Below are 21,838 nucleotides of genomic sequence, written 5' to 3'. Positions count from 1 at the left end.
CCATAGCAGGTTCAGCCTGTCGCGCTTCTGAACAGCTGTTTCCACCACCCGCCGCCCGATTTCAGCACATGCCGGCGGAACAGCAGCACGCCGACCCGGATGATGAGGGCAACCCAGAGAATCTGCCACATGATGGCCAGCAGATGCGGCCAGATCGCATCCACCTGCGCTGCCCGCGCGATCATCGCGAAGGGGGAGGAGAAGGGCAGGATGACGGCCGCGATTTCCGGCGGCGATCCCATCTTGTCGACCGCATAGGTGGCGAAGAAGAAGATCAGCATCTGCCCCATGGTCACCGGCATGTTGAGCGTCTGCACCTCCCGCACCGTCGCCGCCTGCGCGCCGATGCCCAGGAACAGCGAGCCAAGCAGCGTATAGGCCATGCCGAAATAAATGACGGCCAGCATCAGGAAGACCGGCCAGCCGGTCGCCGGGACGGGCAGGTTGGCGCCGGGCGTCTTCAGCGCCAGGAACACGCAGAAAGCCGTGCCGCCCCAGAACAGGATGCCGACGAAGCTCATCGCCAGCATCGCCATCAGCTTGCCCAGGAAGATCGCGTCGACCGGCACTGCCGCAGCGAGGATCTCGATGATCTTGTTCGTCTTCTCCTCGACCAGATTGGACAGGATCATGCCCGCGAGCAGGATGGTCAGGAAGAAGATCACGATCTGGGCGATGCGGCCGATCACCAGCCTGCCCTGCGTCTGCGCGCCGACGCTGGTCGCAACCTGCTGCGCCTCCACATGCACCATATGCAGCGACCGTTCGGCCACCGCGGCGCTGGCGAGCAGGCTGATATCGCCTTCCAGCCGTTGGATGTCCTGGGGCTGGCCCGTCATCACCGGACGCGCCGGGGACCCTGAAACGATCACCACGATATCGGCATCGGCCTTCGCCAGCTGGACCCGGGGCGGGGGCGAGAGCGGAACGCGGCGCAGCACCGGCAGTCCTTGCGGCCCCATGCGTTCGGCCAGCCTGGCATGGGCCCGCTGCATCCGGGCGACATCGCCCGCCGACATGGCGACCCCCACGACGGGGCGCAGATCGGTGGTGGATATCCGGTCGCCAAGCCCGCCGAACGCCATGCCGATGATGATCGGAAACAGCGGGCCGAGCAGAAAGAATATGAAGGTGCGGGACAGCACGACGGCGGTGAAATCCCGCCGGGCGATGACGAAGGCAGCGCGCATCATCTCCTTCACGCCGCTTGCTCCCGCGCCTGATCTTCCTGCATTTGCCGCGCCGCGGCCTCCCCCGCAATGGCGACGAAGGCGTCGTGCAGGCCGGGACGCTCGATCGAGAGGCTTTCTATCCCGGCATTGCCATCGAACAGCGCGCGCAGCAGGGGTTCGATGCCGTCCTGCGGCAAGGCGAAATGCCAGGTCCCATCCTCCGCCAGCGTTTCGGCGGGGAGGGCGCGGCGCCAGCCACCATCGCTGGCGCGGGTGCGAAGCCGCACCTGCGGGCGGAGGCGGTTGCGGGCGTCATCCACCGTGCCGTCGAAACGCAGGCGGCCACCGGCGACGATGGCGACGCGTTCGCAAAGACGTTCGGCATGGGCGATGACATGGGTGGAGAAGAGCACCGTCACCCCGCGCCGGGCCTGATCGCGGATCAGGGATTCCAGCTTGCCCTGATTGAAGGCGTCCAGACCGGAAAAAGGTTCGTCGAGGACGATCAGGCGCGGTTCATGAACGATCGTGCCGAAGAGCTGGACCGTCTGGGCCATGCCTTTCGACAATTGGCGGATCGGCTTTTCCACCGAAGCGCCCATGCCATAATCTTCCAGCATGGCGCGGGCGCGCTCCCGCCCGGTCCTGAGCGGCAGACCCCGCAGGGCGCCCATGAAAGCGATCGCCTCGAATGCCTTCATCGAGGGATAAAGACCCCGTTCTTCGGGCAGATAGCCCACATTGCGGGCCTGCCGCAGCGGTACGGGATCGCCGAGCAGGCTGCGATGGCCCTCATCCGGGTCGATGATGCCGAGCAGGGTGCGCAGCAGCGTCGTCTTGCCCGCGCCATTGGGGCCGAGAATGCCGTAGATCGCCCCGGTGGGCACCGCCATGTCGATGCCGTCGACCGCCCGGAAATTGCCGAATGTCTTGACAAGACCATGGCCTTCGACGGCATAGGTCGGTTGAGGAACCCCGATCATCGGCCTCTGATAGTCGCATCGCATGCCAACGCAAAACGAAACCTTGGAACAGCGGCTTAAGGCCGAAGCAGCGCGGCTGGGCTTTGCCGCCTGCGCCATCGCGCCGGCGGATGCCGCGCCGCGATCTGCCGAGCGGCTGCGGCAATGGCTGGATGCCGGACATCATGGCGGGATGCTGTGGATGGAGGAGCGCGCCGGGCAGCGCGGGTCGCCGCAGGGGCTGTGGCCGGACGTGCGCAGCGTCATCATGCTGGGGATGAGCTATGCGCCGGGGCGCGATCCGCTGGCGCTGGCAGAGGCGGGCGACCGGGGGCGGATTTCGGTCTATGCGCAGGGGCGTGACTATCATGATGTCGTCAAGAAGGGGCTGAAGGCCCTTGCCCGCTGGCTGGTCGAACAGCAGCCCAGCGCGCTGAAGGTCTTCGTCGACACCGCGCCGGTGATGGAGAAGCCGCTGGCGGAGGCGGCGGGGCTGGGCTGGCAGGGGAAGCACAGCAACCTCGTCAGCCGGGAACATGGCAGCTGGCTGTTCCTGGGGGCCATCTATAGCGAGATCGCCCTGACACCCGATGCGCCGGAGAAGGACCATTGCGGCAGTTGCACCGCCTGTCAGGCAGCCTGTCCGACCGGCGCTTTTCCCGCGCCCTATGTGGTCGATGCGCGGCGGTGCATTTCCTACCTCACCATCGAGCATAAGGGGCCGATCCCGGAGGAATTGCGGGCGGGGATCGGCAACCGGATTTATGGCTGCGACGATTGTCTGGCCGTCTGTCCATGGAACAAATTCGCCAATAGCGCCGCGGCGAACCGGGCCTTTATCGGGCGGGCGGAACTGGCGGCGCCGGACCTTGGCGATTTGCTGGCGCTGGACGATGCGGCCTTTCGCGAGATTTTCTCAGGCTCCCCGATCAAGCGGATCGGACGCAACCGGATGGTGCGCAATGCCGCCATCGCCGCGGGGAACAGCGGCGACAGGCGGCTGATCGATCGACTGCGGCCGCTGATCGGGGATGACGATCCGGTGGTGGCGGAGGCGGCGCGCTGGGCGCTGGGGCGGTTGGACGCATCGCAGGGATCCGGGTGACACAAGTGACACGACAAAAGGGCGGAGGTCCGGCCTTTCCGCTGCCATTTCCCGGCAAGGATTCCTGTTGTCAAAGAGCCGGTTCGGGCTTGGCATGACCGACCCTCGATAGGACAGGATTATTTCGCCTGGAGCGCGGCGGCGCAACTCGCCGGATCAACATCTGTCCCCGCGGGCGTGCGGGCGTCGACATGGGTGACGAGCGGTTCCCTGCCCTGCGGCGGGACGTAGAGATAGGCGTCCAGCACGCAGCGGCCATTGGCGAATTGCAGTTTGCGCATGGTGCTTTCGCGAATATCGAGCCGGGGCTGGCCGAACAGCTGGATGAGATGCCGGGCGTCCGATCCGATCAGCGGGCCGGAGCGGGTGAAGGCGCTGGCCGGGGGCCCGGCGGGCGGCGGGGCGACATGCGCTGCGGGGGGCGGGACGACGCCTCCGCAAGCCGCGAGGGTCAAGGACAGGAGTGCGACGAGCGCCGGACGGATGGCCAGATGGGAGCGGGTCATGGCATTTTCCTTCGGGCACCGTGCAGCATGGGGACTGCCATAGCCGCGCTCCAGATCGGCGCAAGCAGGTTGAGGATCGGCGCGAGGAAGATCAGCGCCGAGACGAGGCGCAGGCGCCACGGGTTGCCGCGCGGGATCGGCGGCAGGACGAAGGGCTGCGATCATGACCATGGCGCGGCGATTGCGGCGGCGATCAGTGGCGTTGCGCGGGGCATCGCGGACGGTTAGAGACTGCGGGATTTTTCCTGCTTTCCATTGATGAAGGATTTTGCGTGACCGCTGCTGCCCCCACGCTTGATGTTGTCGCCATCGGCAACGCCGTTGTCGACGTGCTCGCCCGGAGCGACGACGCCTTTCTGGCCGAACATGCGCTGACCAAGGGCGGAATGCAGCTGATCGACGCCGCCACCGCGACAAGCCTTTATGCCGACATGGGCGCGGGCAAGGAAATCAGCGGCGGGTCGGCGGCGAACACGCTGGCGGGGCTGGCGGCGCTGGGCAAGAAATGCGGTTTCATCGGGCAGGTCAATGACGACCAGCTGGGCGCGGTGTTCACGCATGACGTGCGGGCGCTCGGCATCCGCTATGACACGCCGGCGATGCAGGGCGACGTGCCGACGGCGCGTTGCCTGATCCTGGTCACGCCCGACGCGCAGCGGACGATGAACACCTTTCTGGGCGCGTCGCAGTTCCTGCCGCGCGAAGCGCTGGACCTGGACCTGATCCGGTCGGCCAGCATCCTTTATCTCGAAGGCTATTTGTGGGACCCCGAGCAGCCGCGCGCCGCAATGCGCGCCGCCATCGATGCGGCGCGAAGTGCCGGACGGAAAGTCGCCTTCACCCTGTCCGACAATTTCGTGATCGACCGGCATCGCGCCGACTTCATCGCGCTGATCGATCAGGGGCTGATCGACATCCTCTTTTCCAATGAGGGCGAGATTCAGTCGCTGGCGCAGGTCCATGATTTCGAGAAAGCGGTGGCGGCGATCGCGGCGAAAGTGCCGGTGCTGGTGTCGACGCGCAGCGAAAAGGGCGCGATCGCCGTGGTCGACGGCATGCGTTATGAGGCCTTTGCGGCGCCGGTGGCCGAGGTGATCGACACGACCGGGGCGGGCGATCTGTTCGCGGCGGGATTCCTGGCGGCGCATCTGGAGGGGCTGGAGATCGACAAGTGCCTGAAGCTGGGCGCGGCGGCGGCGGCCGAGGTGATCTCGCACTGGGGCGCGCGGCCGGAAGCGGATTTGCAGGCGATCCGGGCGAAGACGCTGGGGTGATATAGGGGCCGGGCGGAAGTCCGGCCTTTTTTAACGCTGTCGTGTTCCTGCGAAGGCAGGAACACATGGTTTCAAGTCGATAGGACTTATGCCGGCTTCTGCTTGCGGAACAGGGCGCGGTCGTCGGGGCCGAAGCCCCAGCGCCAGATGACGAAGCCGTAGACGCCGAGGATGGTGAAGACGCCGAAGGCCAGTTCCACCCATTCGAACCGGGGCGGTAGCGCGACGAAGGCCGCGCCGACGATGCAGGCGACGCCGGAAGCGCCGAGCAGCGGCCAGCGCCAGGCGTTGACCCTGGCTCCGAGCAGGATCGAGAGCAGGCGCGCCTTGACGAGGGCGCTGACGCCGAGCGCCATGCTGAGCGCGAGGGCGGGCGCGGCGGCGAGCGCCATGTCGTGGAGGCCGAGGCGCTTTGCGAGGAAGATCAGCGCGAAGCTGAGCGCCGCCTGCAAGCCGATCATCAGCAGCGAGATCATCAGGTTGCGGTGACGGGCGATATAGACCAGCGCGGATTCGCTGACGACGGCGGTGGCGGCGACGACTTCGGCCAGCAGCAGGAAGGCGAGCGCGCCGGTGCCGCCGACGAAATGCGGACCGACCAGGCCCATCACCGCTTCGCCGGGAATGCCGAGGGCGAGGGCTATGCCCGCCTGCGCGGCGATGATCCAGAAGCCGACCTGGCTCACCTGTTTCGCGATGGCGGTGAGGTTGCCCTCCGCCAGATTGCGGGTGATGACGGGGCCAAGGATCGGGTCGAAGCTGGTTTTCAGCTTCTGCGGCAGGGAGGCGACCTGCTGCGCGACATAATAGATGCCGACCACCGCCGGGCTGACGAACAGGCCGAGGATCGCCATGTCAAGGCGGCGCGAGCCCCATTCGACCCCGTCCGCCGCCGCGAGCGGCAGGTTGCGCCGGGCCAGCCGCCAGAGCCGGCCGAAATCGGGGCGCCAGCCATGGGGGATGCCGTAATGGCGGGTCAGCGGGATGATCGAGGCGACCAGCGCGGCGATCATCGAGACGACATAGGAGAGGATGAGGCCGTCGCGGGTCGAATAGAAGGCGAAGGCGAAGGCGCCGATGCTGATCGCCCATGGCTCTATGATCGACCGGGCGCGCACCGTGGCGCCGATGTCGAAACGATAGGCGCAGGCGGCGAGCGCCACGTCGGAACCCGCAACGGCTATCACGATCAGCGCGAGCAGACGGTCCAGGCCGTTGATACCGCTATTGGGGAACATCGCCTGCGGGAAGGCGACGAGGATCGCGCTGCCGATAAGGGAGGCGATCAACGTCACCAGCATGGCATCGGTCACGACATGGCTGTGCGGACGTTCGGTCTGGGCAAGCGCGCCCGCGAGGCCGCGTTTCAGGCCAAGGGTCGCGAGCTGGGCAATGAATTCCACCACCAGCACGGCATAGGCGAAGCGGCCGAGCGCATCGGCGCCGTACCAGCGGCCGGCGATGAACAGGAAAGGCAGGCGCGCGGCGAGACGGAGCAGGAAACCGAACACATTGATCCGTCCACCCCGGGCGAGCGCCGCAATGTCATCCTGCTGCGCGGGAGAGGCCCCTTCAACCGGCAACGAACTATGGTCCCCCTGTGAGATCAATGCTGTGACATCAATGCTGTGGCGTCATTTTGTGGTGCCGGACTGTAGCAATATCTGGAAAGAGCGCGAGTTTTTATTCGGCGCGCAGCGGACGGGCGAGCAGCGCGTCCATGACCTGGACGAGCGGCGCGGCGTCTTCGAGCAGGGCGCAGACAGCTTCGACCACGGGCATTTCGACCCTGGCGGCGCGGGCGGCCTGCCGCAGGACGGGGGCGGTGAAGGCCCCTTCCGCTACGGTCCGGCGGTTGGAGAGGAGGGTCTTGGCCGACTGGCCCTCGCCCAGCCCCTTGCCCAGCGAGAAGTTGCGGCTGTTGGTCGAGGAGCAGGTGAGGACGAGATCGCCAAGGCCCGAAAGGCCGGCCAGGGTTTCGGCGCGGGCACCGCGGGCGAGGCCGAAGCGGGTCATTTCGGCGAAACCCCTGCTGATCAGCGAGGCGCGGGCGTTGAGGCCGAGGCCAGCACCCTCCGCAACGCCGCAGGCGATGGCGAGGACATTCTTGACCGCGCCGCCGATTTCCGCGCCGACCACATCGTCGGACAGATAGGGGCGGAAGGCGGGGCGGGCGATGCGGGCGGCGATCTTTGCGCCAAGATCGGCGTCGGCGCAGGCCAGCGTGATCGCGGTGGGAAGGCCCTTGGCCACCTCATGGGCGAAGGTGGGGCCGGAAAGAACGGCGATAGGGGACGTTGGCTGGGCCTGCGCCGCGACTTCCGACATGAGGAGGCTGGTGCCGGCCTCTATGCCCTTGGAGCAGAGGATGAGCGGGGTGCCTGCCGGAGCCTGGGCCACGACCGCGCGCAGATGCTGGGCCGGGCTGACGATCAGCAGCATGTCGCGGTCGGCCATGGTGCTGATGTCGCCGGTCGCTTCGATAGACGGGCTGAGCGGGATATTGGGGAGATAGAGCGGGTTCTGCCGGTCCTTGTTGACCGCCTCCACCACTTCGGGCTCCAGTGCCCAGAGGCGGACATGCTGGCCGTCTGCGGCAAGGGTTTGGGCGAGCGCCGTGCCCCAGGCGCCTGCTCCGATGACACCTGCTTTCATGGGAGGGGGGCCTTCATGCTTTCACTCCTGCTCCGCGCGCTTTTTCGGCGCCGGGGTCCAGCGGCCAGCGCGGGCGGGCCGGGACGGTCAAGTCATCGATCAGGCCTGCCGCGTAACGCTCCGCGCCGGCCCATGCGATCATCGCGGCATTGTCGGTGCAGAGCCAGAGCGGTGGGGCGACGAAGGGCAGGCCGTGTTTGGCGGCCAGCGTTTCGAGCGCGGCGCGGATCGACTGGTTGGCGGCGACGCCGCCCGCGACGACGAGGGCGGTGATGTCCTTGAGGTCGGCCAGTTGCCGCGCAGTGCGGTCGATCAGGCAGTCGATCACCGCCTGCTGGAAACTGGCGGCGATATCCTCGGTCGAATATTGGCCGGATTGGGCCGCGCGCATGACGGCGCTTTTGAGGCCCGCGAAGGAGAAATGGGGTTCCGCCGTGCCGACCAAGGGGCGCGGGAGGGGAACGGCTTTCGGGCTGCCCATCGCAGCGGCCTTTTCCACCGCCGGGCCGCCGGGATAGCCCAGGCCGAGCAATTTCGCCGTCTTGTCGAAGGCTTCGCCGCTGGCATCGTCTATGGTGGTGGCAAGGCGGGTATAGTCGCCGGGGCCACGCACATGGAGAAGCTGGCAATGGCCGCCCGACACCAGCAGCAGCAGATAGGGGAATTGCAGGCTGGGGTCGGCGAGGCGCGGCGAGAGGGCGTGGCCTTCGAGGTGATTGACCGCGATCAGGGGCTTGTTCGCCGCATGGGCGAGCGCCTTGCCGGTGACGAGGCCGACCATCACGCCGCCGATCAGGCCGGGGCCGGCGGTGGCGGCGATCACGTCGACATCATTGAGGGTGAGGGCGGCGTCGGACAAAGCGGCCTCGATCAGGGGAGCGAGTGCTTCGACATGGGCGCGGGCGGCGATTTCGGGGACGACGCCGCCATAAGGGCGGTGCGCCTCTTCCTGCGTGGCGAGGCGATGGGCCAATATCCTGCCCTCCGCCGTCACCAGCGCCGCTGCGGTTTCGTCGCAGCTTGATTCCAGGCCGAGGATGATCGTCATTGCCGCTTCCATCTAATGTCCGCGACCATTAGAGCAAGCGGCATATGCAAAAGCCTGATCAACCGCTCCGCCTTGGCACCCGTGGCTCTCCGCTTGCGCTGGCGCAGGCGCATATGACGATGGCGGCATTGCGCGCCCGCCATGGCTGGGACGAGAGCGCGGTCGAGATCGTCGTCGTGCAGACCAGCGGGGACAGGATTCAGGACCGGCCGCTGGCCGAGATCGGCGGCAAGGCGCTGTGGACCAAGGAACTGGACCGGGCGCTGGTCGAGGGCGAGATCGATTTCGCGGTGCATTCGATGAAGGATGTGGAGACGCTGCGGCCCGCCGGAATCCGCATCGCCGCCATGCTGCCGCGCGCTGATGCGCGGGATCGGCTGGTGGGCGCGGGAGGTTTTGACACGTTGCCGGAAAGGCCGGTGGTCGGGACCAGCTCGCCGCGCCGGGCGGCGCAGGTGAAGCGGTTGCGACCCGATGCGCAGGTCGTGCTGTTTCGCGGCAATGTGGCGACGCGGCTTGCCAAGCTGGCGGCGGGGGAAGCCCATGCGACCCTGCTGGCGGCGGCGGGGCTGGACCGGCTGGGTCTGCAGGATGTGGGGGTGACGATCCCGATCGAGGTCATGCTGCCCGCGCCGTCGCAGGGGGCCGTGGGGATCGAGACGTTGAGCGGCAATGTGGCGATGCTGGCATTGCTGGCGACGATCAGCGACGCGGACACTTTCGACTGCGTGATGGCCGAGCGGGCGGTGCTGGTCGGTCTGGGCGGGACCTGCCACTCGCCGATCGCGGCGCTGGGGCGGCTGGAGGATGGGCGGATTCATCTGCGCGCCGAGATCATCAGTCCGGATGGGCAGGAAACGGTCGGGGATTCGCTGCGGATCGACCGGGATGACATGGCGGCGGCGGAAGCCATGGGACGCGGCCTGCTGGAGCGGGCAAGTCCGGCGTTGCGCGCGCTGTTCGAGGCGTGAGGCCACTCGTCATCCTGCGACCCGAGCCGGGTGCCGGCAAGACGGCGGAGCGGGCGGCGGAATTGGGACTGCTGGCGCGGGTTCATCCCCTGTTCGCGCCAGCGGTGGTGGAATGGCAGGCCCCTGCCCCGGACCGTTTCGATGCGCTGTTGCTGACCAGCGCCAATGCCGCGCGGCTGGCGGGCGACCGGCTGGCCGATTATCGGGACCTGCCTGCCTATGCGGTCGGGCGGGCGACGGCGAAGGCGCTGGAGGCGGCGGGATTCGCGTCGGTCGTCGCGGGCGCGGGCGATGGGACAGCCATTGCGCAACGGATCGCGGCGGACGGGCATCGCAGCGTGCTGCATCTGGCCGGCCGCACGGCCGCGCCGATCGAAGCGGGACCGCTGCGGATCGAGCGGATCGCCGTATATGAAATGCAGCGGACCAGCGATGACGGGCTGGCGGAACGGCTGGAGCCGGGCAGCATATTGTTGGTTCATTCGCCGCGCGCCGGGGAGATTCTGGCGCAGCGGGTCGGCGGGCAGCAGCGCGCGGCCCTGCACCTGATCGCGATCAGCCCGGCGGCGCTGGCGGCTTGCGGCATGGGCTGGGCCAGCGCCCAGGCGCCCGATATGCCCGATGATGAGAGGATGCTGGCCCTTGCCGTCCGATTATGCGAATGATTCGGCCTTGATGGAAGAAAGGCCCTTGATGAGCGACACGGACGGCGCGGCACCGGCTCCGGCAACAGCAGCGCCCGCGCGTCGGCGGGGTCCCTGGCTGATGCTGATCCTGCTGATGCTGGCCTTTGCGATCGGGGTCGTGATCACCGTGCTGGCCATGCCGCGCATCGCGCAGCGCTGGGGCGGGTCGCCGCAATCGGTCGCGGCGGCGCCCCTGCCGGGCAGCGGCGCGGCGATACGGCCGCTCTCCGTCGATGCCGCGGAGATGCTGGACGGGCGGGTCGTGCAGCTGGAGGAACGGCTCAACCGGATCACCGTCGAGGCGCAGGCGGCGTCGGGCAATGCGGCGCGGGCGGAGGGGCTGCTGGTCGCCTTCGCGGCGCGGCGCGCGCTCGATAGCGGGGCGCCGCTCGGCTATGTCGAAGGGCAGCTGCGGCTGCGCTTCGGCCAGGCGCAGCCGCGCGCGGTGGCGACCATCATCAATGCGGCGCGCGAGCCGGTGACGCTGGCCGACCTGCGCGGCGGGCTGATGGCGATGGCGGATCAGGTGACGGTCCCGCCTGCCGATGCGAGCTGGTGGGAAGCGCTGGAGCATGAGGCGCGCGAGCTGGTCACCATTCACAAGGCATCCACCCCCTCTCCCCGGCCGCAGGCGGCGCTGGATCGGGCGATCCGCTATATTGACGGGTCACGGGTCGGCGCGGCGCTGGCGGAGGTGGAGCAGATGCCCGGGCGCGCGGCGGCGGATCGCTGGATGCAATTTGCGCGGCGCTATCTGGAGGCGCGGCGGGCGCTCGACCTGATCGAGACGGCAGCGATCCTGGAGCCGCGCCAGTTGCGGGCGGCCGATGGCGGAGCGGTGGCGCAGACCTCTCCGCTGGCGCCCTGAATCCGCTGTCACAAACGACGAACCGTTCGTCCTGATGGATGAAAATCCATGGACTCGGGGGCCATTGTCATGAGAATGTCATTTTTCCCTTTGGGAAAAGGAAAGACATTTTCGTGCCGCCCTATGCTGACGCCATTGCCAGTTTCTGGAAAGGTCGCCTGGCCAGCGGTCCGCGCGCGGCCGAGCGGCCGTCGCTCCAGCATCTACTGGGCAATGCATCGGTGCCGTTCGACCTCATGCGCACGCGGACGCAGATATCGGCGCTGACCGGCGCGATCCGGGGCGATGGGCGGCATATCCTGCTGATTCCCGGGCTGATGGCGTCCGAACAGCGGATGGAACCGCTCCGCGCGGTGCTCAATGCAGCGGGCTATTCGGCGCATGGCTGGGGCATGGGGCGCAATTTCGGGCCAAAGCCCGACAGTCTGGCGCAGATCGACCGGCGGGTGGATCAGATTCAGCGTGAAACCGGTTCGAAGCTGATATTGGTGGGCTGGAGCCTGGGCGGGCTGTTCGCGCGGGAATATGCCAAATTCGCGACCCACAAGGTCAGCGGCGTGGTGACGATGGGCACGCCCTTTTCGGGCGATCCGCGCGCCAATCATGCGTGGCGGCTCTATCAGCTGGTGTCCGGCTTTCCGGTGGATCGGCCGCCCTTTGCCTGCGATCGGGAGCAAAAGCCGCCGGTGCCGACCGTGGCCCTGTGGTCGCGGCGGGATGGCGTGATCCTGCCGGAATGCGCCAGGGGGCGCGCCGGGGAACGGGACCGGGCGATCGAGGTGGATTGCACCCATATGGGCTTTGCGGCATCGCCCGAGGGGATTTTGGCGGTTGGCAAGGCGCTGGAGGCCATGCGGGTTTGACATGAAGGATGGCCGTCAGGGCTGAAGTCGATCCGCCCTAAACCATTTCACCCGTCAGCAAGCGCGGCAACGCTCCGGATTGTCCCCGCGCCTCCGCCATGAAGCGGTTCTTGAGCAGGGACGTGCGCTGCACCGCTGCCAGACCCGCGCGGCGCACGAGCGAAGGAATGCGCCCCGGCACGTCGAACAGCCGGACCAGCCCGTCCATCGCCACGCTGGTCATCATCGCGTCCAGCCCGCGCCAGCGCTGATAGCGCGTCAACAGTTGCGCATCGCCCGGATCAAGGCCCAGCCGCATGCCTTCCACCAGAACCTCCACCAGCGCGGCGACATCGCGGAAACCGAGGTTGAGCCCCTGCCCCGCGATCGGATGGATGGCATGGGCGCTGTCGCCCACCAGCGCCAGACGGGTATCGGTGATGCGCGCCGCATGGTGGAAACCCAGCGGATAGCTCGACCGTGGCCCGGCCAGCGCGATCTCGCCAAGGAAACCGCCCATGCGCTTCTGCGCCTCCGCCAGCCAGGCGCGTTCGGAGAGCTTGAGCATGGCGGGTGCCTGATCCGTCGGCACGGTCCAGACAATGGCCGATCGCGTGCCCGGCAGCATCGGCAGCAACGCGAAAGGACCGCCGGGATAGAAGATCTCATAGGCCGTATTGGCGTGCGAAACCTCATGGTCGATGGCCGTGACCATCGCGACATGCCCGTAGTTCCAGCGCGTGGTGCGGATGCCGGCGGCTTCGCGGGTCGGGCTGTTGCGCCCTTCGGCGGCAACCAGCAGCGCGCCATGGATCGTCTGCCCGCCCGCCAGCGTCAGCGTCACGCCATCGGCATGGCGATCGACATGGGTGGCGCGATCGGGCTGGAAGCGGGTGAGGTTTTCCGCCTTTTCCGCCGTCTGCGCCAAGGCAACGCGCAGGTCGCGATTGGGGAACATGATCCCCATGACGCCATCATCCGCGTCCGGCGCGAAGTCGAGCGCGCCCGGCTCCAGCCCGTCGCTGACCCAGATGCGGTCGATCGGGCAGCCCTTGCCCTCCAGATAGGCCACCACGCCGATGGCGGAGAGCATGGCATGGCTGGTCGAGCTGATCGCGGAGACGCGGCCGTCGAAACCGGCGGCGGTGGTTTCCTGCGCGTTGGCCGGATCGATCACGGCGCAGCGCACGCCATGGCCGGAAAGCGCGATGCCAAGGGTCAGGCCGACCAGGCCACCGCCCAGAATGACGACGTCGAAGCGTTGCATGGCGGTGGTTCTAGGCTGTCGGGACAGGAATGGAAAGCGGCTGTTCGCGACGTGCTCCCGCGCAGGCAGGAGCACGATGTTTGTTTTACAGCTTGCGCACCCAATTGGCCGGATCGGCCACGGCGCCGCGCTGGATGCCGGTCAGCTCCGCGCGCAACGCTTCGGTGACGATGCCGCCATCGCCATTGCCGATGGTGAAGTCGCCATCGGCGCTCTTCACCGTGCCGATCGCGGTCACCACCGCCGCCGTGCCGCAGGCAAAGGCTTCGCGCAGCCTGCCGCTGGCGGCGTCGGCGCGCCATTGGGCAAAGCTGTAGGGTTCCTCGCGCACCTCATGCCCCTGGGCGCGGGCGAGGCTGATCAGGCTGTCGCGGGTGATGCCCGGCAGGATGGTGCCCCCCAGCGGCGGAGTGACGATCGAGCCGTCATCCATCACGAAGAACACGTTCATGCCGCCCAGTTCCTCGACCCACTTGTTCTCCGCGGCGTCGAGGAAGACGACCTGATCGCACCCATGCTTGCTGGCTTCCTTCTGCGCGACCAGCGAGGCGGCATAGTTGCCGCCGCATTTGGCGGCGCCGGTGCCGCCGCGCGCCGCGCGGGTGAAATGTTCCGACACCCAGAGCGTGACCGCTTTCTTGCCGCCCTTGAAATAGGCGCCGGCGGGCGAGGCGATGACACAGAAAATATATTCGTTCGCCGGACGCACGCCCAGGAACGTCTCGCTCGCGAACATGAAGGGGCGCAGATAGAGGCTGCCCTCGCCGGTCGGAATCCAGTCGGCGTCGGTCTTCACCAGCAGCTCGACGGCGTCCATGAAGACGTCTTCGGGCAAAGCGGGCATCGCCATGCGTTCAGCCGACTCAGCGAAGCGGCGGGCGTTTTCCTCCGGCCGGAACATGGCGATGCTGCCATCTTCCAGACGATAGGCCTTCATGCCCTCGAAGATTTCCTGCGCATAGTGCAGCACGGCGCAGGCGGGATCGAGCTGGAACGGTTCGCGCGGGCCAAGGGCGTGGCTGTGCCAGCCCTGCCCCTCCGTATAGCGAATCGTGACCATATGGTCGGTGAAGAGCTTTCCGAAACCCGGGTCCGCCAGCAATACCGCGCGCTGGTCCGCCGATACAGCCTGGCTGCTGCGGGTGACGGTGAAGCGCGATGTCTGCTGGACGTCCATGACGAAAAACTCCTTTGGGTTGGACGGGGCCGCCTATGTCATAGATGGCGGCCGGAGACAATGGGTCATTAATACTGACCAATCTGGCCCAGCAAGGGCCGCTTGGCTCCGGCTGGCCTCTTGGCGCTCGGCCGCGGCCTCGCTATCCCCGTTCCATGCAGTTTTTCTCCGATAATGCGACCCCCGTCTGCCCGGAGGTGATGGCGGCGATCGCGGCGGCCGACCGGGCCGACCATGGCTATGACGGCGACATGTGGAGCGCGAGGCTGGACGGCGCCTTTTCGAATCTGTTCGACACCCCGGTCAAGGCGCTGTGGATCGCCACCGGCACGGCGGCGAACAGCATATCGCTGGCCTGCCTCTGCCCGCCCTATGGCGGGGTGCTGTGCCATGAGGAGGCACATATCGTCGTCGACGAATGCGGCGCGCCCGGCTTCTACACCCATGGCGCGAGCCTGATGGCGCTGCCCGGCGAGGGCGCGAAATTATCGCCCGAGGGGGTGGTCGAGCGATTGAAGGCGATCCGGCCCGATGTGCATCAGGTGCCGGCGCGGGCGATCAGCATCACCCAGGCGACCGAATATGGGCTGGCCTACACGCCCGATGAGGTGGCGGCGCTGGGCGCGGCGGCGCGGGCGCAGGGGCTGGGTTTCCATATGGACGGGGCGCGCTTCGCCAATGCGGTGGCATATCTGGGCTGCCATCCGGGCGATGTGAGCTGGCGGGCGGGGGTCGACATATTATCCTTCGGCTGCGTCAAAAATGGCGGGATGATCGGCGAAGCGCTGGTGTTTTTCGGGGAGCAGGCAGCGGCGCGCGCGGCCGAGGCGGCACGCTGGCGCAAGCGGGCCGGGCATCTCTTTTCCAAGGGCCGCTATCTGGCGGCGCAGTTGCTGGCGATGGTCGAGGGCGACCTTTGGCTGCGCAATGCGCGGGCAGCCAATAGGGCGGCGCAGGCTCTGGCCGAAGCCGCGGCCGGACGGCTGATGCATGCCGTCGAGGCCAATGAGCTGTTCGTGCGGCTGACGGCGCAGGAGGCGGCGGCGCTGCGGGCACAGGGCTTTGATTTCCACGATTGGGGAGAGGGCGCGGCGCGGCTGGTCACCAACTGGTCGCAGGACGCCGCCAGCGTAAAACCGCTGGCCGATGCGCTCAGGGCCCTGAAAGAATGACGGAGGACAAGGGGGTCGCCCTGCCCTTCATTCTTGTCACGCTGATCTGGAGTTCCACTTGGATCGTGATCCGCGACCAGTTGGGCAGCGTGCCGGCGAGCTGGTCGGTCTGCTATCGCTTCCTGCTGGCGGGCGTGGCGATGGCGATCTTTGCCAGGGTGCGACGCGTGCCGCTCCGGATCGGCGGCAGGGGGCTGGTCTTTGCCGGGCTGCTGGGCGTGGCTCAGTTCGTGCTGAACTTCAACTTCGTCTATCGCGCGGAGCATTATCTGACTTCCGGCGTGGTGGCGGTGGTCTATGCCATGCTGCTGATCCCCAACAGCATCATGAGCTTCCTCTTCTTCCGCCAGCCGGTGAGCCGGGCCTTTGTCGCCGGATCGGTTGTCGCGGTGGCGGGCATCGCGCTGATGCTGGCGCATGAATATCATGCCGCGAGCGTCAGGCCGGACATGGTGCTGCTGGGCGCGGCCTTTTCGATCACCGGGCTGATGAGCGCTTCGGCCGCCAATGTGATGCAGGGGATGGAGATTGCGCGGCGGCTGCCGATGGTGGCGGTGCTGGCCTGGGCGATGCTGATCGGCGCGGGGGTGAATGCGGTCTTCGCATGGGTCATCGCCGGGCCGCCGGTGATTGAGTTGCGGCTGGGCTATCTGGCCGGGATTGCCTGGCTGGGGCTGGCGGGATCGGTCGTGACCTTTCCGCTCTATTTCCGGCTGATCCAGCGCATGGGCGCGGGGCGCGCGGCCTATACCAGCGTGCTGATCCCGGTGATCGCCATGCTGATCTCCACGCTGGTGGAGGGCTATCGCTGGACCGCTCTGGCGAGTGCCGGCGCGCTGCTGGCGATTATTGGAATGGTGGTGGCGCTGCGGACCAGGCAGGCTTAACGCCGCACGCCCGGCCGGTAGAGACGCTTGGCGGCGTTCACCTTGTCGATCAGGCTGGTGAGCGGGACGGGCGTGGAGGCGGCGCGCGCCGGCATGGACAGGGTGTTGATGCGCTGGCCAAGGGCGGCGAAGGCATTGTCGAAGCGGTCCATTTTCCTGTCCTTGCGAAGCTGACGGCACCGTCATCGGGCAGGGATGGTTAAGAAGGCGTTAGCGATGATCCGACTTTGCGGCGGGCCGCGTCAAAGGCAGGCGGGCAGGCCTTCGCGATAGGTCGGATAGCGGGGCGACCAGCCGAGCAGGCGCCGGGCCCGGCCATTGGCGACGCGGCGGTTTTCGGCATAGAAGGACAGGGCCATGGGGGAGAGCCGCGCTTCCTCCAGCGTCAGCAGCGGCGGCAGAGGCCGGCCAAGAAGGACGCAGGCGGCTTCGATCAGCCGATTCTGCGCGCAGGGGAGATCGTCGGAAAGATTGTAGATGCCCGACGGCCCTTGATGCAGCGAGGCGACGACACCCGAGACGATGTCGTCGACATGGGCGCGGCTGAACAGCTGATCGGGCAGGTCGATGCGATGCGCCCGCCCTTCCCGCACCCGGTCGAGCGCCGAGCGGCCCGGCCCGTAAATGCCGGGCAGGCGGAAACGGCGCATGTCGGGGCGGAGCGCGCCCCAGTCGGCATCGGCCCGCGCGCGGGCGGCGCGGCGGCCGGGGCGGATGGGGCTGGATTCATCGACCCACGCGCCCGCCGCATCGCCATAGACGCCGGTAGAGGAGAGATAGCCGCTCCAGATCGCGGGCGCGGCGGCGATGTCGGCGCCATAGCGGGCGAGGACGGGATCGGCGTCCCCCTCCGGCGGGACGGAGGAGAGGATGTGGCTGGCCTGCGCAATGGCCGCGCGGACGGCGCTGCCGTCATCGAAGGCGAGCGCTTGCGCATCGGCAATGCGGCGGACGCCGGTGATCTGCCAACCCTCGCCGCGCAGGCGGGCGGCCAGGCGGGAGGCGGTGTAGCCCATGCCGAGGATGAGCATATGAGGCATATTCAACGGCTGGGATGCCTAAACCGTGAAGCTCTCGCCGCAGCCGCAGCTGCCCTTGGCATTGGGGTTGTTGAAGACGAACCCGGCGGTGAAATCGTCCTCCACCCAGTCCATGGTCGAGCCGACCAGATAGAGAACCGAGGCGCCGTCGATATAGAAGGTGCCGCCGGGAGTTTCGATCTTCTCATCGAACCGGGCTTCCTCGCTCACATAGTCGACCGAATAGGCAAGGCCCGAACAGCCGCGCTTCGGGGTCGAAAGCTTGACGCCGATCGTGCCTTCGGGCGCCTGCGCCATCAGGTCCGCGACGCGCTGCTGCGCGGCGGGCGTCAGGATGACGGCGGCGGGGCGGGCGCGGATTTTGGTTTCGCCATTGGAAGTAGGGGTCATCAGAGCATTCCCAGTTCGAGCTTGGCCTCATCCGACATTTTCTGCGGGTCCCATGGCGGGTCCCAGACGAGGTTCACCTGCGCGTCGCCCACGCCCGGCACCGCGCCGACGCGCAGTTCGACTTCGCCCGGCATGGATTCGGCGACCGGGCAATGCGGCGTGGTCAGCGTCATGGTGACGACGGCATGGCCGTCCTCGGTCACGTCGACGCCGTAGACGAGGCCGAGATCATAGATATTGACCGGGATTTCCGGGTCGTAGATTTCCTTGAGCGCATCGATGATGGCGTCATAAAGGCTGCCGCCCGGCTCGCCCTTGGACGTTTCGGCGGGCTTCTGAGCAAGGAAGCCGTCGAGATAGTCGCGCTGGCGATGGCCAGAATCGGTGGTTTCCTCGACGCGCGCCTTCGGGGGTGTTTCCACCGCTTCGACCTCTTCCACCAATATCTTCCGCTCTTCGCTCATCCGAAGATTTTCCTCACTCTTTCAATGCCTTTGACCAGCGCATCCACGTCGCCCTCGTCGCTGTAGATGCCGAAGCTGGCCCGCGCGGTCGCCTCGACCCCCAGATGGCGCATCAGCGGCTGCGCGCAATGATGCCCGGCGCGGATCGCGACGCCCGTTTCGTCCAATATGGTGCCGACATCGTGCGGATGCACCCCCTCCACCTCGAAGGAGAGGATGCCCGCGCTGTCCTCCGGCCCGAAGACGCGCACGCTGTTCAGGCTTTCCAGCGCCGTCCGCGCCTTGCCGACCAGCGCGCATTCATGGGCGTGGATCGCGTCAAGGCCGATGGCCTGCACATAGTCGATCGCCGCCGACAGGCCGACGACGCCGGTGATATGCGGCGTCCCCGCCTCGAACCGGGTTGGCGCGGGGGCATAGGTGGTCTTTTCGAACGTCACCTTGTCGATCATCGAGCCGCCGCCCTGATAGGGCGGCATGGCGTCGAGCAGTTCCTTCCGCCCCCAGAGCGCGCCGATGCCGGTCGGGCCGTAGAGCTTGTGCGCGGAAAAGACGTAGAAATCGCAGTCCAGCGCCTGCACATCCACGGCAAGGCGGGGCACGGCCTGGCAACCGTCGATCAGGATCTTGGCGCCGACGCTATGGGCGATATCGGCGGCGCGGCGAACGTCGAGGACGCTGCCCAGCACGTTCGACACATGGGCGAGCGCGACCATCCGGTGCGCGGGGGTGATCATCGCCTGCATCGCATCGAGGTCGATCTTGCCGTCGGCGGTCAGCGGCACGACGTCGATCTGCGCCCCGACATTCTCAGCGACGATCTGCCAGGGGACGATATTGCTGTGATGCTCCAGCATCGAGAGCAGGATGCGATCGCCCGCCTTCAACTGCGTCCCCGCCCAGCTTTGCGCGACCAGATTGATGCCCTCGGTCGCGCCACGGACATAGACGATCTCGCTGTCCGACGCCGCGCCGATGAACTGCGCGACCTTGCGGCGGGCGGCTTCATAGGCGAGCGTCATATTGGCCGAGCGCTCGTAAACGCCGCGATGGACCGTCGCATAGTCCGGACCATAGGCGCGGGCGATGGCGTCGATCACGGTACTGGGCTTCTGCGCGGTGGCGGCGCTGTCGAGATAGTGCCAGGTACCGACGCCGGGGAAGTCGCGGCGCAGGCTCAGCTTTTCTGCGGCGCTGACGGTCATACCAGCGTCTCCAGCTTGGCGATGGCGGCGGCTTCGAGGCTGTCCTTCACCGCTTCATCGGCAACATCGTCGAACACGCCCGCGACAAAGGCTTTCAAGAGCAGTGTCTTGGCCGTCGCCGGGTCCATGCCGCGGCTCGCCATGTAGAAGAGGGCCTGCTTGTCCAGTTCGCCCACGGTCGCGCCATGAGCGCATTTCACGTCGTCGGCGTAGATTTCCAGCTCAGGCTTGGCGTTCGCCGTGGCGGTGCGATCGAGCAGCATGGCTTTCACCGACTGGAAGGCATCGGTGCGCTGCGCATCGCGGGCGACGTTGATGGAGCCCAGATAGCTGCCGGTGGCGCGCTGGCCCAGGATCGAACGGATCGTCTGGCCGCTGGTTGCATCGGCTTCCGCATGGGTGACGGCGGTGATGATCTCCAGCACCTGATCGCCGCCGCCAATGATCGCGCCCTTCAGTTCGAAATGCGAATTCTTGCCCAGCGTGACGGTGAAGGTCACGCGGCCGAATTTGCCGCCGATATTGAGCACATGGAAATCGCAGCGCGCTCCGTCCGCGATGCTGATCGCATAATCATGCACCGCCGCCGCGCCTTCGCCCGCATCCTGCAACAGATGATGGCGCGCAGTGTCCCCGGCGGCGACATCGATGCGCACCGGCGCGGGCGTCGGCCAGATAGTCGCCAGCGCCTCAAGATCGCTGTAGCGCCATTCCTCGGCCCTGCGTGTGGGGAGGGGGCGCGTGGGAAGGGTGAGCGTGGTCACGCCGCAGCCACCTCCGCCCCAACCACATCAGCATAACCCTCGCGCTCCAGTTCCAGCGCCAGTTCGGGGCCGCCCGACTTCACGATCCGGCCAGCCGCCAGCACATGCACGAAGTCCGGCTTCACATAGTCGAGCAGGCGCTGATAATGGGTGATCAGCAGCACCGCCTTGTCGGGCTTGCGCATGATGGCGTTGATGCCGGAACCCACGATCTTGAGCGCGTCGATGTCGAGGCCGGAGTCGGTTTCGTCGAGGATCGCCAGCCTGGGGTCGAGAATGCCCATCTGCACCATTTCGGCGCGCTTCTTCTCGCCGCCCGAAAAGCCGACATTCACCGGACGCTTCAGCATCTCCATGTCGAGGCCGAGCAGGCCCGCCTTTTCCTTGGCGAGCTTGATGAACTCGCCGCCCGACAGGGCCTCCTGCCCCCGCGCCTTGCGCTGGCTGTTGAGGCTCTCGCGCAGGAATTGCAGGTTGGACACGCCCGGAATCTCGACCGGATACTGGAAGCCCAGGAACAGCCCGGCGGCGGCGCGCTCATGCGGCTCCAGCTCGAACAGATCGGCGCCTTCGAAGGTCGCGGTGCCGCCGGTCACCTCATAGTTCGGACGGCCGCCCAACGTATAGGCCAAGGTCGACTTGCCCGCGCCGTTCGGCCCCATGATCGCGTGGATCTCGCCCGCGTTGATGGAGAGCGAGAGTCCTTTCAGGATCGCCTTGCCGTCGATTTCATTGGTCAGATTGTCGATCGTCAGCATGTATTCAACCCTTATGCGCGCGCTGGAGCGTCCGCGCGGTCCAGAAGGCCATGTCCCGCACATCGCCCGGTGCGGGGAACAGCGTGTCGATATGGCGCTTGATCGGCATATAGGGCCACCAGTCGGCGCCGGGTTCGGGCGCGCCCTTTTCCAGCATGCCGGTCACGAATTCCGTCACCGGAGCCATGCGAGCGAGGTTGGGCGCCTTCGCCTTGTGGAACGCCTTGTCGGTCTTGAGCCGTTCGGTGAAGGCCAGGTCGCCCTTGTCCAGCGCGGCGCGGCATTCGGCCTGCCAGGCGTCGAGATCGCCGAAATCCTTGGCGGCGCGGGCCTGAAGTTCGCCTTCCTCCAGCTCATAATCCTCAGTCAGGATGCGGATCGCGGCGGTCCATGCCTGACCATTGCCGACATCCTCCGCGAAATCGGCGAGGGCATCCTGGATATCGTCTTCGTCGCTCAAGATTCTATTCCTTAGTGTAACCTTGGGGGGCCTCAGCCCACCGATCCTTCGAGAGAAATCCCCAGCAGCTTCTGCGCTTCCACCGCGAATTCCATCGGCAGTTGCTGCAGCACTTCCTTGGCGAAGCCGTTGACGATCAGGCTGACCGCGCTTTCCTGGTCCAGG

General features: G+C 67.0%; 24 protein-coding genes and 1 pseudogene. 8 read left to right on the top strand and 17 right to left on the bottom strand.

The genetic code is table 11. The features are described 5' to 3' along the window. Positions 1-11: 11 nt before the first annotated feature. Together RUH75_RS12590 and RUH75_RS12585 are read right to left on the bottom strand one after the other, a co-directional pair. On the bottom strand, positions 12-1,202 hold the full coding sequence (locus RUH75_RS12590; protein ID WP_313806399.1) for an ABC transporter permease: 1,191 nt from the start codon (positions 1,200-1,202) through the stop codon (positions 12-14). Further along, the gene (locus RUH75_RS12585; RefSeq protein WP_313806397.1) at positions 1,199-2,155 is read right to left on the bottom strand and encodes an ABC transporter ATP-binding protein; all 957 of its coding nucleotides are present in this window, start codon (positions 2,153-2,155) and stop codon (positions 1,199-1,201) included. Before RUH75_RS12585 ends, RUH75_RS12590 begins: the two co-directional genes overlap by 4 nt. Before the next feature lie 22 nt (positions 2,156-2,177). Between RUH75_RS12585 and queG the strand changes: the two genes are divergently transcribed. Continuing rightward, positions 2,178-3,239 carry a tRNA epoxyqueuosine(34) reductase QueG gene (queG, locus tag RUH75_RS12580; protein WP_313806395.1) on the top strand — a complete coding sequence of 354 codons (1,062 nt, stop codon included), beginning with the start codon at positions 2,178-2,180 and terminating at the stop codon, positions 3,237-3,239. 119 nt (positions 3,240-3,358) lie between these two features. Here queG and RUH75_RS12575 read toward each other — a convergent pair whose 3' ends face one another. Both RUH75_RS12575 and RUH75_RS12570 read right to left on the bottom strand, forming a co-directional pair. Beyond that, complete coding sequence (locus RUH75_RS12575; protein WP_313806393.1) at positions 3,359-3,745, bottom strand: hypothetical protein; 387 nt, start codon at positions 3,743-3,745, stop codon at positions 3,359-3,361. After that, positions 3,742-3,891: pseudogene (locus RUH75_RS12570) on the bottom strand (cysteine biosynthesis protein); the annotation flags it as partial. The pseudogene RUH75_RS12570 and the gene RUH75_RS12575, both read right to left, overlap by 4 nt. Before the next feature lie 126 nt (positions 3,892-4,017). Between RUH75_RS12570 and RUH75_RS12565 the strand changes: the two are divergent. Beyond that, complete coding sequence (locus RUH75_RS12565; RefSeq protein ID WP_313806391.1) at positions 4,018-5,019, top strand: adenosine kinase; 1,002 nt, start codon at positions 4,018-4,020, stop codon at positions 5,017-5,019. An 86-nt stretch (positions 5,020-5,105) separates the two neighbouring features. Here the strand turns inward: RUH75_RS12565 and RUH75_RS12560 are convergent, their stop codons facing one another. The 3 genes from RUH75_RS12560 to tsaD form a co-directional block, all read right to left on the bottom strand. Continuing rightward, the gene (locus tag RUH75_RS12560; protein ID WP_313806388.1) at positions 5,106-6,602 is read right to left on the bottom strand and encodes a lipopolysaccharide biosynthesis protein; all 1,497 of its coding nucleotides are present in this window, start codon (positions 6,600-6,602) and stop codon (positions 5,106-5,108) included. A 100-nt stretch (positions 6,603-6,702) separates the two neighbouring features. Next, the gene (locus RUH75_RS12555; protein WP_313806386.1) at positions 6,703-7,674 is read right to left on the bottom strand and encodes an NAD(P)H-dependent glycerol-3-phosphate dehydrogenase; all 972 of its coding nucleotides are present in this window, start codon (positions 7,672-7,674) and stop codon (positions 6,703-6,705) included. 13 nt (positions 7,675-7,687) lie between these two features. Further along, positions 7,688-8,722 (bottom strand): tRNA (adenosine(37)-N6)-threonylcarbamoyltransferase complex transferase subunit TsaD, encoded by a 1,035-nt coding sequence (gene tsaD, locus RUH75_RS12550; protein ID WP_313806383.1) that lies wholly within the window; start codon positions 8,720-8,722, stop codon positions 7,688-7,690. Positions 8,723-8,766: 44 nt separating this feature from the next. Between tsaD and hemC the strand changes: the two genes are divergently transcribed. The 4 genes from hemC (at position 8,767) to RUH75_RS12530 (ending at position 12,110) form a co-directional block, all read left to right on the top strand. Then, positions 8,767-9,693 (top strand): hydroxymethylbilane synthase, encoded by a 927-nt coding sequence (hemC, locus tag RUH75_RS12545; protein WP_313806381.1) that lies wholly within the window; start codon positions 8,767-8,769, stop codon positions 9,691-9,693. Continuing rightward, positions 9,690-10,358: a uroporphyrinogen-III synthase gene (locus tag RUH75_RS12540; protein WP_313806379.1), complete on the top strand. Its 669-nt coding sequence runs from the start codon at positions 9,690-9,692 to the stop codon at positions 10,356-10,358. The genes hemC and RUH75_RS12540 overlap by 4 nt, the downstream gene beginning before the upstream one ends. A gap of 10 nt (positions 10,359-10,368) precedes the next feature. Next, the gene (locus RUH75_RS12535) at positions 10,369-11,247 is read left to right on the top strand and encodes a hypothetical protein (RefSeq protein WP_409592351.1); all 879 of its coding nucleotides are present in this window, start codon (positions 10,369-10,371) and stop codon (positions 11,245-11,247) included. A 113-nt stretch (positions 11,248-11,360) separates the two neighbouring features. Further along, a complete protein-coding gene (locus RUH75_RS12530; protein WP_313806374.1) occupies positions 11,361-12,110 on the top strand; it encodes an alpha/beta fold hydrolase in 750 nt (249 codons plus the stop codon). A gap of 37 nt (positions 12,111-12,147) precedes the next feature. Here RUH75_RS12530 and RUH75_RS12525 read toward each other — a convergent pair whose 3' ends face one another. After that, a complete protein-coding gene (locus tag RUH75_RS12525) occupies positions 12,148-13,356 on the bottom strand; it encodes an FAD-dependent monooxygenase (RefSeq protein WP_313806372.1) in 1,209 nt (402 codons plus the stop codon). Positions 13,357-13,441: 85 nt separating this feature from the next. Next, positions 13,442-14,533 (bottom strand): branched-chain amino acid aminotransferase, encoded by a 1,092-nt coding sequence (locus RUH75_RS12520; RefSeq protein ID WP_313806369.1) that lies wholly within the window; start codon positions 14,531-14,533, stop codon positions 13,442-13,444. Positions 14,534-14,688: 155 nt separating this feature from the next. Between RUH75_RS12520 and RUH75_RS12515 the strand changes: the two genes are divergently transcribed. Together RUH75_RS12515 and RUH75_RS12510 are read left to right on the top strand one after the other, a co-directional pair. Next, entirely contained in the window at positions 14,689-15,705 is a 1,017-nt protein-coding gene (locus RUH75_RS12515; RefSeq protein WP_313806367.1) for a beta-eliminating lyase-related protein, read from the top strand. Then, entirely contained in the window at positions 15,702-16,592 is an 891-nt protein-coding gene (locus tag RUH75_RS12510) for an EamA family transporter (protein WP_313806365.1), read from the top strand. Before RUH75_RS12515 ends, RUH75_RS12510 begins: the two co-directional genes overlap by 4 nt. Here the strand turns inward: RUH75_RS12510 and RUH75_RS12505 are convergent. The 8 genes from RUH75_RS12505 to RUH75_RS12470 all read right to left on the bottom strand — a co-directional run bounded on the left by RUH75_RS12505 (position 16,589) and on the right by RUH75_RS12470 (position 21,673). Then, positions 16,589-16,744, bottom strand: a complete 156-nt coding sequence (locus RUH75_RS12505; RefSeq protein ID WP_313806363.1) for a hypothetical protein — start codon at positions 16,742-16,744, stop codon at positions 16,589-16,591. The genes RUH75_RS12510 and RUH75_RS12505 overlap by 4 nt on opposite strands. A 90-nt stretch (positions 16,745-16,834) precedes the next feature. Next, a complete protein-coding gene (locus tag RUH75_RS12500; protein ID WP_313806362.1) occupies positions 16,835-17,632 on the bottom strand; it encodes an SDR family NAD(P)-dependent oxidoreductase in 798 nt (265 codons plus the stop codon). A gap of 18 nt (positions 17,633-17,650) precedes the next feature. Beyond that, positions 17,651-18,022, bottom strand: a complete 372-nt coding sequence (locus RUH75_RS12495; RefSeq protein WP_313806360.1) for an iron-sulfur cluster assembly accessory protein — start codon at positions 18,020-18,022, stop codon at positions 17,651-17,653. Then, entirely contained in the window at positions 18,022-18,486 is a 465-nt protein-coding gene (locus RUH75_RS12490) for an SUF system Fe-S cluster assembly protein (protein WP_313806358.1), read from the bottom strand. The genes RUH75_RS12495 and RUH75_RS12490 overlap by 1 nt, the downstream gene beginning before the upstream one ends. Then, the gene (locus tag RUH75_RS12485) at positions 18,483-19,691 is read right to left on the bottom strand and encodes a cysteine desulfurase (RefSeq protein ID WP_313806356.1); all 1,209 of its coding nucleotides are present in this window, start codon (positions 19,689-19,691) and stop codon (positions 18,483-18,485) included. Before RUH75_RS12485 ends, RUH75_RS12490 begins: the two co-directional genes overlap by 4 nt. Next, positions 19,688-20,455: a SufD family Fe-S cluster assembly protein gene (locus RUH75_RS12480; protein ID WP_313806353.1), complete on the bottom strand. Its 768-nt coding sequence runs from the start codon at positions 20,453-20,455 to the stop codon at positions 19,688-19,690. The genes RUH75_RS12485 and RUH75_RS12480 overlap by 4 nt, the downstream gene beginning before the upstream one ends. After that, positions 20,452-21,213, bottom strand: a complete 762-nt coding sequence (gene sufC, locus RUH75_RS12475; protein ID WP_313806351.1) for a Fe-S cluster assembly ATPase SufC — start codon at positions 21,211-21,213, stop codon at positions 20,452-20,454. Before sufC ends, RUH75_RS12480 begins: the two co-directional genes overlap by 4 nt. 4 nt (positions 21,214-21,217) lie before the next feature. After that, positions 21,218-21,673, bottom strand: coding sequence for a hypothetical protein (locus RUH75_RS12470; RefSeq protein ID WP_313806349.1), 456 nt, complete (start codon positions 21,671-21,673; stop codon positions 21,218-21,220). Between the last annotated feature and the right edge of the window lie 165 nt (positions 21,674-21,838).

Source organism: Sphingobium sp., from assembly GCF_032153725.1.
Classification (GTDB): domain Bacteria; phylum Pseudomonadota; class Alphaproteobacteria; order Sphingomonadales; family Sphingomonadaceae; genus Sphingobium.
This window is presented reverse-complemented; position numbering and strand designations above follow the sequence as displayed.

Bases quoted from the DNA above. Each gene is read 5' to 3' on its own strand.
- RUH75_RS12555 (WP_313806386.1), bottom strand. From the start codon at position 7,674: ATGAAAGCAGGTGTCATCGGAGCAGGCGCCTGGGGCACGGCGCTCGCC.
- RUH75_RS12535 (WP_409592351.1), top strand. From the start codon at position 10,369: ATGGAAGAAAGGCCCTTGATGAGCGACACGGACGGCGCGGCACCGGCT.
- sufC (WP_313806351.1), bottom strand. From the start codon at position 21,213: ATGCTGACGATCGACAATCTGACCAATGAAATCGACGGCAAGGCGATC.
- RUH75_RS12525 (WP_313806372.1), bottom strand. From the start codon at position 13,356: ATGCAACGCTTCGACGTCGTCATTCTGGGCGGTGGCCTGGTCGGCCTG.
- RUH75_RS12485 (WP_313806356.1), bottom strand. From the start codon at position 19,691: ATGACCGTCAGCGCCGCAGAAAAGCTGAGCCTGCGCCGCGACTTCCCC.
- RUH75_RS12585 (WP_313806397.1), bottom strand. From the start codon at position 2,155: ATGATCGGGGTTCCTCAACCGACCTATGCCGTCGAAGGCCATGGTCTT.
- RUH75_RS12495 (WP_313806360.1), bottom strand. From the start codon at position 18,022: ATGACCCCTACTTCCAATGGCGAAACCAAAATCCGCGCCCGCCCCGCC.
- RUH75_RS12505 (WP_313806363.1), bottom strand. From the start codon at position 16,744: ATGGACCGCTTCGACAATGCCTTCGCCGCCCTTGGCCAGCGCATCAAC.
- RUH75_RS12575 (WP_313806393.1), bottom strand. From the start codon at position 3,745: ATGACCCGCTCCCATCTGGCCATCCGTCCGGCGCTCGTCGCACTCCTG.
- RUH75_RS12490 (WP_313806358.1), bottom strand. From the start codon at position 18,486: ATGAGCGAAGAGCGGAAGATATTGGTGGAAGAGGTCGAAGCGGTGGAA.
- tsaD (WP_313806383.1), bottom strand. From the start codon at position 8,722: ATGACGATCATCCTCGGCCTGGAATCAAGCTGCGACGAAACCGCAGCG.
- RUH75_RS12520 (WP_313806369.1), bottom strand. From the start codon at position 14,533: ATGGACGTCCAGCAGACATCGCGCTTCACCGTCACCCGCAGCAGCCAG.
- hemC (WP_313806381.1), top strand. From the start codon at position 8,767: ATGCAAAAGCCTGATCAACCGCTCCGCCTTGGCACCCGTGGCTCTCCG.
- queG (WP_313806395.1), top strand. From the start codon at position 2,178: ATGCCAACGCAAAACGAAACCTTGGAACAGCGGCTTAAGGCCGAAGCA.
- RUH75_RS12500 (WP_313806362.1), bottom strand. From the start codon at position 17,632: ATGCCTCATATGCTCATCCTCGGCATGGGCTACACCGCCTCCCGCCTG.
- RUH75_RS12515 (WP_313806367.1), top strand. From the start codon at position 14,689: ATGCAGTTTTTCTCCGATAATGCGACCCCCGTCTGCCCGGAGGTGATG.
- RUH75_RS12510 (WP_313806365.1), top strand. From the start codon at position 15,702: ATGACGGAGGACAAGGGGGTCGCCCTGCCCTTCATTCTTGTCACGCTG.